Below are 15,685 nucleotides of genomic sequence, written 5' to 3'. Positions count from 1 at the left end.
CATGTTTTATTTAAAACTTGCTTGGAATAATATCAAAGCTTCCAAGAGAGCCTATGCTCCCTTTATGTTGGCATCTTTTGTGCTTTACAGCTTTACGTGTGCGATTTTTCTCATCTTGACAAGTCCAATGGCAGATAGCATGGGGACAGCAATGATTATCTTACCGCTAGGTATTTTCGTACTAGCTATTTTGTCTACGATTATGGAGATTTATAGTTATAATGTTCTCCTTAAGCAGCGTAGCAAAGAATTTGGTCTCTATAATATCCTAGGGATGAATAAAAAACAAGTTGGTTTTGTATCCATTTTGGAATTAGGAATAATCTTTCTCTTTCTTATCGTTCTAGGTTCTGTTTTTTCTGGTATTTTTGCCAATCTGCTTTATCTGATTTTTGTGAATATCATTAATTACGATAAATTGATTTTGACGTTGTCCCCACTTGGCTTTATTTTAAACATTATTCTATTTGCAGGGATTTTCTTTGTTTTAGCCTTGTCTGGTTTACGCCAAATTAGACAAACTTCTCCTCTGGCTTTATTCAAAAGTAGTGAAAAAGGTGAGAAAGAACCTCAAGGCAATATGGTTCTAGCCTTGCTTAGCCTGCTCTTCTTAGGTGGTGGTTACGGTATTTCGCTTTACTCAAAAAAACTTTCTGCCTTTACCGTGATTATGTATTTCTTTGTGGCAGTCATTCTTGTTATTTTAGGGACCTATCTCTTTTATATCAGTTTTATGGCTTGGTATTTAAAGAAAAAGCGGAGCAACAAAGCTTATTTCTACCAACCTAGAAACTTTATCACAACTAGCCAGATGATTTTCCGTATGAAAGCTAACGCAACTGGGCTAGCATCCATTACCCTTCTAGCGGTCATGGCCTTTGTCTCTATTGGTACAACGGCAGCGCTCTATGCCAATACCAAAAATCTAGCAGACACTTCATTCCCTAAGGAAGTTAAGGTTTCTGGTCAAGCTGAAAACTATGAAACAGGTGGAAAAGCAGCAGAAAGTCGTATTCGGGAGGTTTTGGGGCAAGATGCAAATGTTATTTCTTACACAAGTAGCCTTATCCCAGTTCCACTAACAAATTCAGATGTGATAACCGTCACAAAAGAAGAGGCACTTAAACCAACGGCACAACTGGCTTTTCTTATAGTGATGACACAGGATGATTTCAGAAAATTAGGAAATAATATTCCTCAATTAACAGAAAATCAGGCTCTCTTTTACACACAAAATGGAAAAAGTCATTACAAGAAAATGACCTTGATAGGTCAGAAATTTGATATTGTCGACAATCTCAAGACAGCTAAGCAGCCTGATGTTACTACTCTTTTTAACGGAGCTATCTTAGTTGTTTCTGATGTGCAAACTGCTGAGGGGTTAAAGAATGCTTTTTCAGAAGTTACAGAAAAAATGACAACGATACAACAAACCTATTCTGTCATCTTTGATGCTACAGAAGATCAGAGAAAAGCGTTGGGATTGGTAGATGGTCAAGCATTTTTAGATGGCAACGGGGAGGAACTCGGATATGTTCAAACGCGTCAAGCCTATCTTGATGAAGGTTATGCCATGTTCGGTGGTATGCTCTTTACAGGTGTTCTTTTGGGGATTTCTTTCATGCTAGGCGCAGCTTTGATTATCTACTACAAGCAGTACTCTGAAGGGCAGGAGGATAAAAAGTCCTACAAAATTCTCCAAGAAGTTGGTATGTCAAAAGAAGGTGTTAAAAAGACTATTTCTTCACAAGTTCTTCTCGTCTTCTTCATGCCTTTGGGGTTTGCAGCACTCCACTACTTGATAGCTATACCAATGCTAAGACAAATGCTTCTCTTCTTTGGGGTAACGAGTAGTAATCTCGTTTACCTGGTTGCCGGAATGACGATGCTAGTCATTGCTATCGCATATTTCGGTATTTACAAGGCGACTAGTCGCACCTACTACAAGTTAGTGGAAAGATAAGTGAGAGGAGGTTGAGACGAATGTCTCAGCCTTTTAATATGGTCGAATGAATTAGATTTCAGACAAGGAAGTGAGGGCAGGGAGTGCAAGCGTATGTCAAGCCGAAAGGGACCATGTATCAAAGTCAATTCAAATGTCTATATTATTGCAGATAAGCACTTTGGTGCAATGGTTGATTGGAAGTTCTCCTCCCTTGTTAGACAATGGATAGTGACCGTTCTAATCACCTGTGTAGAGGTGGAACGACAAAATCGCAATCGGCAGGAAAGCCGATTTACCGATTTTTATCTCACTCTCCCTTGATTTCTTGAGAAGAAAACACTAAAATGACTATAACTGAGCCACTATAAAAGATTAAATTATTTGGAAGGTCGTATGAACAAGGATAAAGTTTTCATAGTTGAAGATGATGAGACCATTGTGTCTCTTTTGAAAGGCCATTTGGGGCAGACCTATCAGGTTTTTAGTGCTTCAAATTTTCGTGCGGTCAAGCAGGAGGTGGAAGATGTCAAACCTGATTTGATTTTGATGGACATCACTCTGCCTTATTTTAATGGCTATTATTGGACAACAGAGATTCGCAAAACATCGACTGTACCCATTATTTTTATCTCCTCTAGCGATGACGAGATGAACATGGTTATGGCACTTGATATGGGTGGGGATGATTATATCGCCAAACCATTTTCGGTTAGTCTTTTAGATGCCAAAATTGCTGCTTTTTTGCGCCGTGCCCATCAGTTTACGAGCGAGGAGCTAATTTTTAAGAATTTTCAGCTAAGCCGTGACGGTATACTTGCTTCTGCGACTGACCAAATCCAGCTGTCGCCGACTGAAAATAAAATTCTAGCTCTGCTTTTTTCCCATAAAGACCAAGTGGTCAGTAAGGATATTATTTTGGAGAAGCTATGGGAGAGCGATGAATTTATTGATCAGAATACTCTAAACGTTAATATGACACGCCTGCGTAAGAAGGTGGCAGTTCTGGGCTTTGATTATATTCATACGGTGAGAGGAGTCGGCTATTTACTCAAATGATTAGAAAATATCTTAGACAATACGGAATGTGGTATTTGATTATCACCCTTCTCTCAGCAGGATTTTTGCTTTCTTTCCGCTTATATCACCTGCCGATGAACTACTTTGGTATGGCCTTTCTCTTTAACGTGCTTCTCCTTGCCCCTTTTTTCCTTTGGCATTTTTTAAGTTTTCGGAAGCAAATGCAACTCTTGAGCGATTTTAGATTTTTGGAAGAAATAGCAGAGCTGACCAGTCCGCTTGATGTCGCCTATCAAAATGTGCTATCGGCCCGTGATGATGTAGCAAGACAGGAGGTCTTTTTAGCTCAAAATCAGGCAGCTCGCCAACAAGATTTGATAAAAATGTGGGCTCATCAGATTAAGGTACCCCTGTCAGCTATTTCTCTCATGGCACAGACCAAGCAGCTCAATCCTGACCATGTTAATCAGCAGGTTTTACGCTTAGAACGTTATTTGGAAACCCTTTTGACTTATCTGAAATTCAGAGATCAGCAGGATGATTTCCGCTTTGAAGAGGTTTCTGTCAGTGCTCTGATGAAAGATTTGATTAAAAAATATCGGATTCTCTTTTTTCATAAAAATCTGTCCATTGAAGTTGTTGGGGAGTGGCAACTTAAATCAGATAAAAAATGGTTGAGTTTTGCCCTTTCTCAAATTCTCGATAATGCTATCAAATACAGCACAGAAGGTGGGAAAATTACTGTCACTCTAAAGAAAGGTAGCCTCACCATAGCCGATCAGGGGATTGGTATTTTGCCGGAAGACCTACCTCGTCTTTTTGATGAAGGCTTTACAGGTTACAATGGTCATGAGCATCAAAAAGCCTCTGGTTTTGGACTTTATATGACCAAACAAGTCCTTGATCAGTTGGAGCTTGCCATCAGTGTGACAAGTCAGGTCGAAGTAGGAACTCAAGTGACGATTTCGAAAGCTTAAGGGGAGAAAAGGCATCTTTTTGTCAAATGTGATATAATAAATTAAGTGTTTTAAAAGGAGTATATCATGTTTCAAGCTTATAAAAACTATTGGATTAATTTTACGAATTTTGAAGGGAAATCTAGTCGCTCTGATTTTTGGTGGGTTGTGCTTTGTAATGTTTTGATTAGCCTTCCCTTTATCTATTGTTGGTTTTTTTCGCTTCTATTTCGAGATTTTAAGCTATTTTCTATCCAATCCGACGGCTCTGGACTATATGACTGACGAAGAGAGCTTGACTTTTGCCTTGTCTATGATAAGCTCAATAGCGCCGATTGCTCTTATTAGTCTGATTTGGTTTTTGGTGACTTTAATTCCTAACTTGGCTTTGGAAGTTCGTCGTTACCGTGACGCAGGTCTCAGTTGGGCTTTTATCTTTCTTAATCTAGGAATGCTTGTGAGCATTATTCCTTTCTTTGGCTGGCTTATTTTTTTGGGTTGCAATATTGCTCGATTAGTTCTTTTGGTGCAACCAAGTAAAGTAGAACCAGAAAAACAGCTTGATTTTTGATAGAGAAGTTACCCTTATGGTTTCAAAAGACTGTTTAACCACCTCGCTCTCAATATCATGAGAGTGAGATTTTTGTTTTATCAAAGGAAATTATGGTAAAATATTGGTATGAAGAATCGAATGAAAAAAATGGTTGATGATCTTAATCGCTATGCCAAAGAATACTATACTAATGACGCCCCTAGTATCTCAGACAGTGATTACGATAAACTCTACCGTGAATTGGTTGATCTAGAAGCAGAATATCCAGACTTGATTTTGCCAGATAGTCCGACCCACCGTGTTGGAGGACGGATTCTAGACGGATTTGAAAAGTTTGAGCATGAATACCCGCTTTTCTCGCTTCAAGATGCCTTTTCACGTGAGGAATTGGATGATTTTGATCGTCGTATCAAGGCAGAATTTCCTCATGCGACCTACCTTGCTGAGTTAAAGATTGATGGCTTGTCCCTGTCATTGACCTATGTCAACGGTGTCTTGCAGGTGGCTGCGACCCGTGGGGACGGTAGTGTTGGTGAAAATATCACGGAGAATGTTAAGCGTATTAAAGATGTGCCTTTGACCCTTGCAGGCGGTGAAAGTATCACGGTTCGTGGAGAAGCCTATTTGCCACGCGTAGCTTTTGCCAAAATCAACCAAGAGCGTCAAGAAAATGGTGAGACAGAGTTTGCTAATCCTAGAAATGCGGCGGCAGGAACTTTGCGTCAGTTGGATACGGCCATAGTTGCCAAGCGTGGTTTAGCTACTTTCCTTTATCAAGAAGCTGGAGAAGTCAGTTTTGAGACCCAAGAGGAGGTGCTCAAAGGCTTTGAAAAAATGGGCTTTGTTGTTAATCCTCGTCGTCTAGTGACTGCTTCCATGGATGACATTTGGAACTTTATTCAAGAAGTCCAAAACGATCGCGATTTGTTGCCCTATGACATCGATGGTATTGTCATCAAGGTCAACAGTTTAGCTATGCAAGAAGAACTAGGTTTTACAGTCAAGGCGCCTCGATGGGCGGTAGCCTATAAGTTTCCTGCCGAGGAAAAAGAAGCAGAGCTACTCTCTGTGGATTGGCAGGTAGGACGGACAGGTGTTGTCACTCCGACAGCCAACCTTTCCCCGGTCCAATTAGCTGGGACTACCGTTTCACGCGCGACCTTACATAATGTGGACTACATCGCTGACAAGGACATTCGTATTGGTGACACAGTTATCGTCTATAAAGCTGGAGACATCATTCCCGCCGTTTTGAGAGTGGTAGAGGGGAAACGTCAGAATCAAGTACCTATGGCGGTTCCTAGCAACTGTCCGTCTTGTCAGTCTGAACTTATCCACTACGAGGATGAAGTAGCCTTGCGCTGTATCAACCCACTCTGTCCAAGTCAAGTACAGCGTCGCCTAGAACATTTTGCTAGCCGTGATGCTATGAATATTGCTGGTCTAGGAACGTCCATCGTTGAGAAACTTTTTAAGGCTGATCAGATTCGCGATGTGGCAGATATCTATAAATTGACTGTTGACGACTTGCTTAAACTTGAGGGCTTTAAAGAAAAATCAGCTGAGAAACTCTACACAGCTATTCAAGCCTCAAAGTCAAACTCAGCTGAGAAACTGCTCTTTGGTTTGGGCATTCGCCATGTGGGTGCCAAGGCTTCTAAGCTCCTTTTGGAGACCTTTGGAAATGTGCCTGCGCTAGCTCATGCAGAAGAAGAGGCGATTGCTTCTATCGAAGGGCTTGGTGGTGTTATCGCTAAAAGCTTGCGCAGCTATTTTGCCAAAAAAGAAGCTCAAAAACTGTTAGAGGAATTAGAGAGCTACGGCGTCAATCTATCCTATCTGGGCAAGAAAGTGGCTAAGGACGCTGCCTTATCAGGCATGACTGTAGTTTTGACAGGAAAACTGGAACAGATGGGGCGCAAAGAAGCCAAGGAAAAACTGGAAAATTTGGGTGCCAAGGTAACGGGCTCTGTCTCTAAGAAAACAGATTTAGTTGTGGCTGGGGCAGACGCAGGAAGTAAACTGACCAAGGCTCAGGAGCTAGGTATCCGAATTGAGGACGAAGCTTGGCTATTAAACTTGTAAAAAAGAAAATGTGACGAGATGATTCAAAAACGTAAACGTGCCCGGTTGATTTATAATCCGACATCAGGGCAAGAAATTATGAAGAAAAACGTGGCAGAAGTTCTTGATATTTTGGAAGGCTTTGGTTATGAGACCTCAGCTTTCCAGACGACTGCTGAGGAAAATTCAGCTATGGATGAAGCCACCCGTGCAGGTCTAGCTGGTTTCGATCTGGTTATTGCGGCAGGTGGAGATGGTACGATTAATGAAGTTGTGAACGGTATTGCTCCCCTTGAAAAACGCCCTGCTATGGCTATTATTCCGACTGGAACAACCAATGATTTTGCCAGAGCTCTAAAAATTCCCCGTGGAAATCCTGTAGCTGCGGCTAAAATAATTGGAAAAAATCAAACCATTGCTATGGATGTTGGTTGTGCTTACGGAGACCGTTATTTTATCAACATCGCTGCTGCAGGGAGTCTGAGTGAATTGACGTATAGTGTCCCTAGTCAACTGAAAACCATGTTTGGCTATCTTGCCTATTTGGCTAAGGGTGTGGAACTGTTACCTCAGATTTCTAATGTCCCTGTTAAAATCACCCATGATCAGGGTGTTTTTGAAGGCGAGGTTTCTATGATTTTTGCAGCCATTACCAATTCCGTGGGCGGTTTTGAACAGATAGCCCCTGACGCAAAATTGGATGATGGGAATTTCACATTAATTTTGGTTAAAACAGCTAATTTGCTGGAGATTATCCATTTGATTCGTCTTGTTTTGGACGGCGGTAAGCATATTACCGATAAGCGCATTGAATACATAAAAACGGGTTATATTAAGATTGAACCTCAGAGCCAGAATCGAATGATGATTAATTTGGATGGCGAATATGGCGGAGATGCACCGATTGTTTTAGAGAACCTCAAGAACCATATTACCTTTTTTGCCAATACAGATGATATCTCAGATGATGCGTTGGTATCGGAGGAAGAACGAGCGCTTGAGGAATTTGCCCAACGATTTACTCACGAAGTTGAAGATTTTGAAAAGGAGAACACATAAAAAAACATGATAGCCAATACAACCGTTGTCCATTTCCATAGTAAATGGGAAAACTACTTTGACCTCAGCCTTTGGCAATGGCAGGTCGGTGGTCTTGGACATGAGACTTATTTCAGCCTCTTTGATAGTTTCGGTGTCAAGGCGACTCTAACCTATCCTGCTCCGCATTTTTTAGGAGAAGTGGGAGTCCTTGTTATGAAAAAGGACTGGTCTTCAAAGACTAGAGATTACCATATTAGACGTCATATTGGTCTGGAAAAAACGGAGGTCTGGTTAGTTGACGGGGATGACACAGTCTATTATTCGAGGCAGGCAGCAGTAGCCAGTCCTTATTATACAAGGCACCAGCCTCATGCTTTTGACATGGGTGTTAATAGCAAGGCTTTTGACAGGGAGTGGGGATTTGATGGCTGGCTAGGTTTTCAATATCATCAGGAAGCTACTGATTTTCGTTTGTGGGCACCAACGGCAGAATCTGTAGAACTGATCCTCTACTCTTCAACAGACCAAAAAGCAAGTGTTGCAGAGGTTCACCCTATGTTTAGAGGGGATAAACGCAACCCTGGTAACCATAAGGAAAATACGCATGGTGTGTGGTACATCAGCTTGTCAGGTGATTACAATTTCACAGCTTACAGCTACCGTATTCATTACCGAAAACGAACCTTTAAGGATAGTAGAGACCCGTACACTATTGCCACGACAGCAGATGGCAGACGCTCTATTGTTGTGTCTGATTGGGATCTTTCTCCAAAAGGTTTTACCGTAAGGCACGGAGAAAATGCTCCTTGGAGGTTGTCAAATCCAAACCAAGCGGTTATTTGCGAGATGCATATTCGCGACTTCAGCATCTCTGAGACTTCGGGTGTTGATAAGGATAAACGCGGTAAGTTCCTAGGAGCTTGCCAGACTGGGACGACAAATGCCTTTGGTGATGCGACAGCCTTTGACTACATCAAAAAGATGGGGTATGATTATGTGCAGCTCCAACCAGTTTTTGACCACCATCAGACTATTTTAGAAGATGGTAGCTACGCCTATAATTGGGGTTATGATCCTGAAAATTACAATGTACCAGAAGCTAGTTTCAGCTCAAATCCAGCAGAGCCAGCTACACGCATTCTGGAATTAAAAACGCTCATTCAAGCCTATCATGAGGCTGGAATTGGGGTTATTTTAGATGTGGTTTATAACCATACTTATTCGAGCAGAGACTCTGCTTTTCAGCTGACAGTGCCAGATTATTATTACCGAATGAACGCTGATGGTTCTTTCCAAGATGGTTCAGGCTGTGGCAACGAGACGGCCTCGGAAAAGGAAATGTTCCGTAAGTATATGATTGATTCTTTGACCTATTGGGTTAGGGAATACGGTGTCGATGGCTTTCGTTTTGACTTGATGGGCCTTCATGATGTCGAGACCATGCGTCAAATTCGCTCTGCCATGGATCAAATCGACCCTAAAATCCTTCTTTATGGTGAAGGATGGGATATGGGGACTGGTCTTGCTCCTGAGGATAAGGCTAAGAAAGGAAATGCTGCACAGTTGGCTGGGATTGGTTTCTTCAATGATGATGCTCGGGATGCCATCAAGGGTGCTGAGATTTATGGTCACTTTGAACGTGGCTTTGTCTCTGGAGAAGCGACAGAGGACGTGCTTGCAAAAGCCTTTCTGGGTTCAGATGAGTTAAACCCTTATCTGACCCCAAGTCAAGTCGTTAATTACGTCGAAGCTCATGATAATTATAATCTCAATGATCTCATGTGGCACCTTCATCCAGACGATGATTTGGAGACTCATCAAAAGCGCATCTCCCTAGCTACTGCGATGAATTTGACTATGCAAGGCATCTGCTTTATGCAGTTAGGTCAAGAGTTCATGCGAACCAAACTTTACCCAACGGGTGAAGATGGTGAATTGACAGAGGAAGACAAGGAAAGAGCAATGAACTCTTACAATGCACCAGACCAAGTCAATCAAGTGAACTGGAACTTAGTGACCGAACATTCCGATTTAGTTGAGCAAGCTCGTCAATTAATTAGGGAAAAACAGGGAAATCCTATCTTTTCGATTGAAGAATTTCCGAAAATTCGTGAATTGGTATTTGTAGAGCGTGCGGTGCCAGCTAGTGGTGAACTCTTGATTCAGTACGGTAATGCGGCTAAGAACTCCTTAAAACTTAACAATATTGAAAAAACATTGATATTTTCCTGACAAATGAAAGAAAATATGATAAACTTATTTTAAAGCGTTTTCCTAAATATGAAAACGGGTGCATTGAAATGGGGATAATCTTAGAATTCTAAGGTTATCCCTGTTTTTTTTTATATATTTAACAATTTGAAGTTGAATATATTAAATTGTAAGGTTAGGGGGTATTTATGAACGATAAAGATAGGTTATATCAGTTTGGTATTGGAGAGAATTTTCATGCTCAAAAATATCTAGGTGCCCATCCTGCGGAAGATGGTTACCAGTTTCGAGTTTGGGCTCCAAATGCTGAAGATGTAGCTGTTATTGGAGATTTTACAAACTGGACCGCTCAGCCATTTTCGCTGGAAAAAAACGAAGCTGGAGTATGGGAAGGTCATATTCCAGAAGCTAAGACAGGTCAGCTCTACAAGTATTTGGTGACTAGAAGCGGGGGGCAAAAGGTTGAAAAACTGGATCCATTTGCTTACTACCTAGAGGCAAGACCAGGAACCGCTGCGGTGTTGCGTCCCTTTGCGGAACGGAAATGGAAAGACGGCTTGTGGATGGGGAGACGGAAACGCTTTGGATTTAAAAAGCGTCCAGTCAATATCTACGAGGTTCATGCCAATTCTTGGAAAAAAGATGCCGATGGCAAACCCTATAGTTTCAAAGAATTAACAGCAGAACTTATTCCTTATTTGGTTAAGATGAACTATACCCATGTTGAGTTTATGCCCCTGATGGCGCATCCGCTGGGCATGTCTTGGGGTTATCAGCTGATGGGATATTTTGCCTTTGAGCATACTTATGGTAGGCCTGAGGATTTCCAAGAGTTTGTTGACACCTGTCACCAGAACAACATTGGCGTCATCGTGGACTGGGTTCCAGGGCATTTTACTCAGAATGATGATGCTCTAGCTTACTTTGATGGAACGCCGACCTTTGAATTTCAGGATCCAAATCGGGCTAAAAATGTTCGTTGGGGAGCACTTAATTTCGACCTTGGGAAAAAGCAGGTCCAGTCATTTTTGATTTCGTCAGCGCTTTTTTGGATTGAACACTACCATATTGATGGTATTCGTGTTGACGCTGTGTCCAATATGCTTTACCGAGATTATGATGAAGGGCCTTGGACGCCAAATCAATTTGGTGGTAACCGCAATATTGAAGGCTATGACTTCTTGCGACGTCTTAATGGGATTATCAAGGACAGACATCCAGATGTCATGATGGTTGCAGAAGAATCAACAGCTGACACTCCAATCACTAAGTCCCTAGCTGAGGATGGTTTAGGTTTTGACTACAAGTGGAACATGGGATGGATGAATGACATTCTGCGCTTTTACGAAAGTGACCCCATATACCGCCAGTATGATTTTAATCTAGTAACCTTTAGTTTCATGTACGTCTTCAACGAGAATTTTATCCTGCCCTTCTCACATGATGAAGTGGTTCACGGGAAAAAATCTCTCATGCATAAGATGTGGGGGGATCGTTACAATCAATTCGCAGGCTTGCGCAACCTACTCACTTACCAGATTTGTCATCCTGGGAAAAAACTACTCTTCATGGGCTCTGAGTTCGGCCAATTTTTGGAATGGAAATACGACGAACAACTAGAATGGGGTAACCTAAGTGAAGAAGACCAGCTTAACCAAAAAATGCAGGATTTCACCAGTCAGCTCAATGCCTTCTATAAGAATCATAAGGCACTCTGGCAAAATGATGAGAACTACGATGGTTTAGAGATTATTGATGCTGATAATAAATCAGAGACGGTACTCAGTTTTATCCGTAAGGACGATAAGGGAGATCTTCTGATTTGTGTCTTTAATATGACACCTGTTGAGCGTCCAAACTTTACTATTGGCGTACCATTTGCAGGAATCTATGAAGAAGTTTTCAATACCGAGATGGAAAACTTCGGTGGTGTTTGGAAAGCTCATAATCCTTCTACCCGTACTCAACCGAATCAGTGGAAAGATTACAAAAATACGCTTAGCTTCACCTTGCCAGCTCTTGGAGCTATCGTTTGGAAAATGAAGCGCAAATTGAAAAAGTAAACTTAAGCTAAAAACAAAAGAGATTTTCATTAAGAAAGGAAATCATATGAAAAATGAAATGTTAGCCCTAATCCTTGCCGGCGGACAAGGAACTCGACTTGGTAAACTGACTCAAAGTATCGCCAAACCAGCTGTTCAGTTTGGTGGACGTTATCGGATTATTGATTTTGCTTTATCAAATTGTGCCAACTCTGGTATTCATAATGTTGGTGTCATCACCCAGTATCAACCATTGGCTCTCAATAGCCATATTGGAAATGGTTCTTCTTGGGGACTTGATGGAATCGATAGCGGAGCAACTATCTTGCAACCTTACTCTGCAACAGAAGGGAATCGTTGGTTCTTGGGTACTAGCCATGCGATTTACCAAAATATTGACTATATCGATAGCATTAATCCTGAATATGTTCTCATCTTGTCAGGGGACCATATTTACAAGATGGACTACGATGACATGCTCCAAACACATAAAGATAATCAGGCTAGCTTGACAGTTGCAGTTATCGATGTACCGCTTAAGGAAGCAAGTCGTTTTGGAATCATGAATACCGATTCTAACGATCGTATCGTTGAATTTGAAGAAAAACCAGCAAATCCTAAATCTACCAAGGCTTCTATGGGGATTTATATTTTCACTTGGGACAAGTTGCGCAAAATGTTGGTTGATGCAGAGAAAAACGACATTGATATGTCAGATTTTGGTCAAAATGTTATCCCGGCTTATCTGGATCAAGGTGAAGCTGTTTACACCTACAACTTTGCAGGCTACTGGAAAGATGTAGGTACCATCGAGTCACTTTGGGAAGCTAATATGGAGTATATCGGCGAAGACAATGAGTTGAATAGTCGCGACCGTTCATGGAAAATATACTCTAAGAACCACATTGCTCCACCAAACTTTATCACAGATACCGCAAGGGTTAAAGATAGCCTAGTTGTCGATGGTTGTTTTGTAGCTGGTGACGTGGATCATTCAATTCTTTCTACAAACGTAAAAGTTGAAGAGGGAGCAGTTGTCAAAGATTCATTCATTATGAGTGGTGTGACCATCAAAGCTGGCGCTAAGGTAACTCGCGCTATCATTGGTGAGGGTGCAGTAATCAGTGAAAATGTTGAGATTGATGGAACAGAAGAAGTTCAAGTAGTTGGCTACAATGAAGTAGTGGGGGTACCAAATGAAGATTGATAAATACACAGCTATTTTAGGAAATACCATCGGTTATCCAGACATGGAAAGCTTAACCGCTAATCGTCCCTTGGCAAACCTGCCATTTGATGGTAAATATCGCCTGATTGACTTCCAGTTATCAAGCATTGCTAATGCTGGTATCAGAAGCGTCTATGGTATTTTCCGTGGGCAAAACATCCGCTCTATTTTTGACCACATCCGTTCAGGTCGTGAGTGGGGGCTTAATACCTTGCTCAGTCATTACTTCTTAGGTTTTTATAATACCAACGAAGAAAGTCAAATTGCTGACGCTGACTACTATAATCAGATTCTCAATTATTTGAAACGTTCAGGCAGTGACCAAACGGTTTACATGTCTTGTGACATTTTAGCTAATATTAACCTGAAACAGGTGCTTCATCTTCATAATGCCAATCAACGTGAATTAACAGTTGTTTACAAGAAAGTTATGAAGTCAAGCTTATCATCTGATAATGAGCTACTGGTTATTGATGAGACTGACACAGTAATTGGTAAAGCAGAGGTTGATAAAACTGATGAACCTGTTCCAATGTCTGCAGATATTTACGTGGTCAATACACCTTATCTGATTAAAAAGTTGGAAGAGGAAGCTAAGAAAGAAAACCCTCGTAAAATCCGCTTTGTTCTTCGTGATTTGATTCTTGAAGCAGGTGCTCTTGCCTTCGAACACACTGGCTATCTTGCCAATATTACGTCTGTAAAATCTTACTACGATGCTAATATGGACATGCTTGACCCACAGAAATTCTACACTCTTTTCTATGGCAATCAAAAAGTTTACACCAAAGTTAAAAATGAAGAGTCAACTTATTTTGATGAAAAATCAACCGTAACAAATTCACAATTTGCTTCTGGCTCTATCATCAAAGGTCATGTTGACCACTCTATTATTTCTCGCTCTTGTCGCGTAGAAGAAGGGGCAAAAGTAGCTCACTCTGTTATTTTCCCTAAGGTTAAGATTGGAGCTGATGCAGTGATTGAGTACGCCATCATTGATAAAAATGTAACCGTACCTGCAGGTGTTACCCTTAAAGGAACTGCTGAAAAACCACTGGTAATTGCCAAGGGTCGTGAAATCACAGGAGATATCATTCAATGAAAATCATGTTTGTAGCAGCAGAAGGGGCACCTTTTGCAAAAACTGGAGGTTTGGGAGATGTTATCGGAGCTCTCCCAAAGTCTCTGGTCAAAAAAGGGCATGAAGTCGCAGTTGTTTTACCTTATTATGATGTGGTAGCCAATAAATTTGGAGATCAGGCAGAAAATGTTCTCTATTTTTATACTAATGTTGGATGGCGTCACCAGTATGTAGGTGTTAAACGCATTGTTCGTGATGGTGTAACCTTCTACTTTATTGATAATGAGCAATATTTTCACCGTGGACAAGTTTACGGGGAGTGGGACGACGGCGAACGCTTTGCCTTTTTCCAAATAGCTGCGCTTGAACTCATGGAAAAAGTGAACTTTATTCCTGATATTCTTCATGTCCATGACTACCATACAGCTATGATTCCTTATTTGTTAAAGGAAAAATATCACTGGATAAATGCCTACAAAGGTATTAAAACGGTCTTTACCATCCATAACATTGAATTCCAAGGTCAGTTTGACAGTAGCATGCTACATGAGCTTTTTGGCGTAGGTTATGAACGTTATGCGGACGGAACACTACGTTGGAATGATTGCCTCAACTGGATGAAAGCGGCGGTTTTATACGCTGACCGTGTTACTACGGTATCTCCTAGTTATGCAGAAGAAATCAAGACCCCTGCCTTTGGTAAAGGGCTTGACCAAATCATGCGTATGGAGGCGGGCAAGTTAGTTGGTATCGTCAATGGTATTGATACCGAACTCTTCGATCCAGAAACAGACAAGTTAATCCCATACCACTTCTCAGCCAATGATTTGACAGGTAAAAAACGGAATAAGTTGGCTTTGCAAGAGCGCCTTGGCCTACCAGTTCGTGAAGATGTCCCTATTATTGGTATGGTTTCACGCTTGACTGACCAAAAAGGCTTCGACTTGGTAGTTAATGAATTGCACAATATTTTACAAAATGATGTGCAGATTGTACTGCTTGGAACGGGTTATGCAGCTTATGAAAATGCCTTTTCTTGGTTTGGACAAGCTTACCCAGACAAGGTATCTACTAACATCACCTTTGACCTCGGTTTAGCACAGCAAATATATGCAAGCTCGGACATGTTCCTCATGCCGTCAGCTTTTGAGCCTTGCGGATTATCTCAAATGATGTCTATGCGCTATGGAACCTTGCCAATCGTGTCAGAGGTTGGTGGCCTGCGCGATACCGTGCAACCATACAATGCTTTCGATAAGACAGGAACAGGTTTTAGTTTTGGTGAATTTTCAGGTTATTGGATGAGTAAAACCATTGAGATGGCCTTGGAGGTTTACTATGACTATCCAGAAGATTGGAAACAATTGCAATACAATGCTATGACTCGTGATTTCTCATGGGATACGGCAAGCGAGGCCTATGTTGACCTTTACTATAAAACGCTTTAATACCGAACATTGACATAAGAGCACTTCTTTCTAAAAGACAAGGAGTGCTTTTTTAGGATATAAATTAGAAGGGAAATAGTAATTATTTTCTAACTGAGC

Annotated in this window: 12 protein-coding genes; all 12 read left to right on the top strand. The window is 41.2% G+C overall.

Features of this window, described 5'->3' with window-relative positions; genetic code table 11:
* Window position 1 precedes the first annotated feature (1 nt).
* The 12 genes from G576_RS0111490 (at window position 2) to glgA (ending at window position 15,586) form a co-directional block, all read left to right on the top strand.
* A complete protein-coding gene (locus G576_RS0111490) occupies window positions 2–1,963 on the top strand; it encodes an ABC transporter permease (protein WP_027974722.1) in 1,962 nt (653 codons plus the stop codon).
* 93 nt (window positions 1,964–2,056) lie between these two features.
* A complete protein-coding gene (locus G576_RS13680; protein WP_156875151.1) occupies window positions 2,057–2,266 on the top strand; it encodes a hypothetical protein in 210 nt (69 codons plus the stop codon).
* Between the two features lie 72 nt (window positions 2,267–2,338).
* The gene (locus tag G576_RS0111485; protein ID WP_027974721.1) at window positions 2,339–3,001 is read left to right on the top strand and encodes a response regulator transcription factor; all 663 of its coding nucleotides are present in this window, start codon (window positions 2,339–2,341) and stop codon (window positions 2,999–3,001) included.
* Window positions 2,998–3,939: a sensor histidine kinase gene (locus tag G576_RS0111480; protein ID WP_027974720.1), complete on the top strand. Its 942-nt coding sequence runs from the start codon at window positions 2,998–3,000 to the stop codon at window positions 3,937–3,939. The genes G576_RS0111485 and G576_RS0111480 overlap by 4 nt, the downstream gene beginning before the upstream one ends.
* A gap of 256 nt (window positions 3,940–4,195) precedes the next feature.
* On the top strand, window positions 4,196–4,489 hold the full coding sequence (locus G576_RS13075; RefSeq protein WP_027974718.1) for a DUF805 domain-containing protein: 294 nt from the start codon (window positions 4,196–4,198) through the stop codon (window positions 4,487–4,489).
* A 108-nt stretch (window positions 4,490–4,597) separates the two neighbouring features.
* Entirely contained in the window at window positions 4,598–6,556 is a 1,959-nt protein-coding gene (gene ligA, locus G576_RS0111465; protein ID WP_037619037.1) for an NAD-dependent DNA ligase LigA, read from the top strand.
* Between the two features lie 21 nt (window positions 6,557–6,577).
* The gene (locus tag G576_RS0111460) at window positions 6,578–7,594 is read left to right on the top strand and encodes a diacylglycerol kinase family lipid kinase (RefSeq protein WP_027974716.1); all 1,017 of its coding nucleotides are present in this window, start codon (window positions 6,578–6,580) and stop codon (window positions 7,592–7,594) included.
* A gap of 9 nt (window positions 7,595–7,603) precedes the next feature.
* Window positions 7,604–9,808, top strand: a complete 2,205-nt coding sequence (gene pulA, locus G576_RS12880; RefSeq protein WP_083960054.1) for a type I pullulanase — start codon at window positions 7,604–7,606, stop codon at window positions 9,806–9,808.
* Between the two features lie 167 nt (window positions 9,809–9,975).
* The gene (gene glgB / locus G576_RS0111450; RefSeq protein WP_027974715.1) at window positions 9,976–11,850 is read left to right on the top strand and encodes a 1,4-alpha-glucan branching protein GlgB; all 1,875 of its coding nucleotides are present in this window, start codon (window positions 9,976–9,978) and stop codon (window positions 11,848–11,850) included.
* 46 nt (window positions 11,851–11,896) lie between these two features.
* Window positions 11,897–13,036 carry a glucose-1-phosphate adenylyltransferase gene (locus G576_RS0111445; protein WP_027974714.1) on the top strand — a complete coding sequence of 380 codons (1,140 nt, stop codon included), beginning with the start codon at window positions 11,897–11,899 and terminating at the stop codon, window positions 13,034–13,036.
* Window positions 13,026–14,159 carry a glucose-1-phosphate adenylyltransferase subunit GlgD gene (gene glgD / locus G576_RS0111440; protein WP_027974713.1) on the top strand — a complete coding sequence of 378 codons (1,134 nt, stop codon included), beginning with the start codon at window positions 13,026–13,028 and terminating at the stop codon, window positions 14,157–14,159. The genes G576_RS0111445 and glgD overlap by 11 nt, the downstream gene beginning before the upstream one ends.
* Window positions 14,156–15,586 carry a glycogen synthase GlgA gene (gene glgA / locus G576_RS0111435; RefSeq protein WP_027974712.1) on the top strand — a complete coding sequence of 477 codons (1,431 nt, stop codon included), beginning with the start codon at window positions 14,156–14,158 and terminating at the stop codon, window positions 15,584–15,586. Before glgD ends, glgA begins: the two co-directional genes overlap by 4 nt.
* The last annotated feature ends 99 nt before the right edge of the window (window positions 15,587–15,685 follow it).

The organism is Streptococcus porci DSM 23759 (assembly GCF_000423765.1).
GTDB lineage: Bacteria > Bacillota > Bacilli > Lactobacillales > Streptococcaceae > Streptococcus > Streptococcus porci.
The sequence above is the reverse complement of the archived record's forward strand: the minus strand, read 5'-3'. Positions and strand labels throughout refer to the sequence as shown.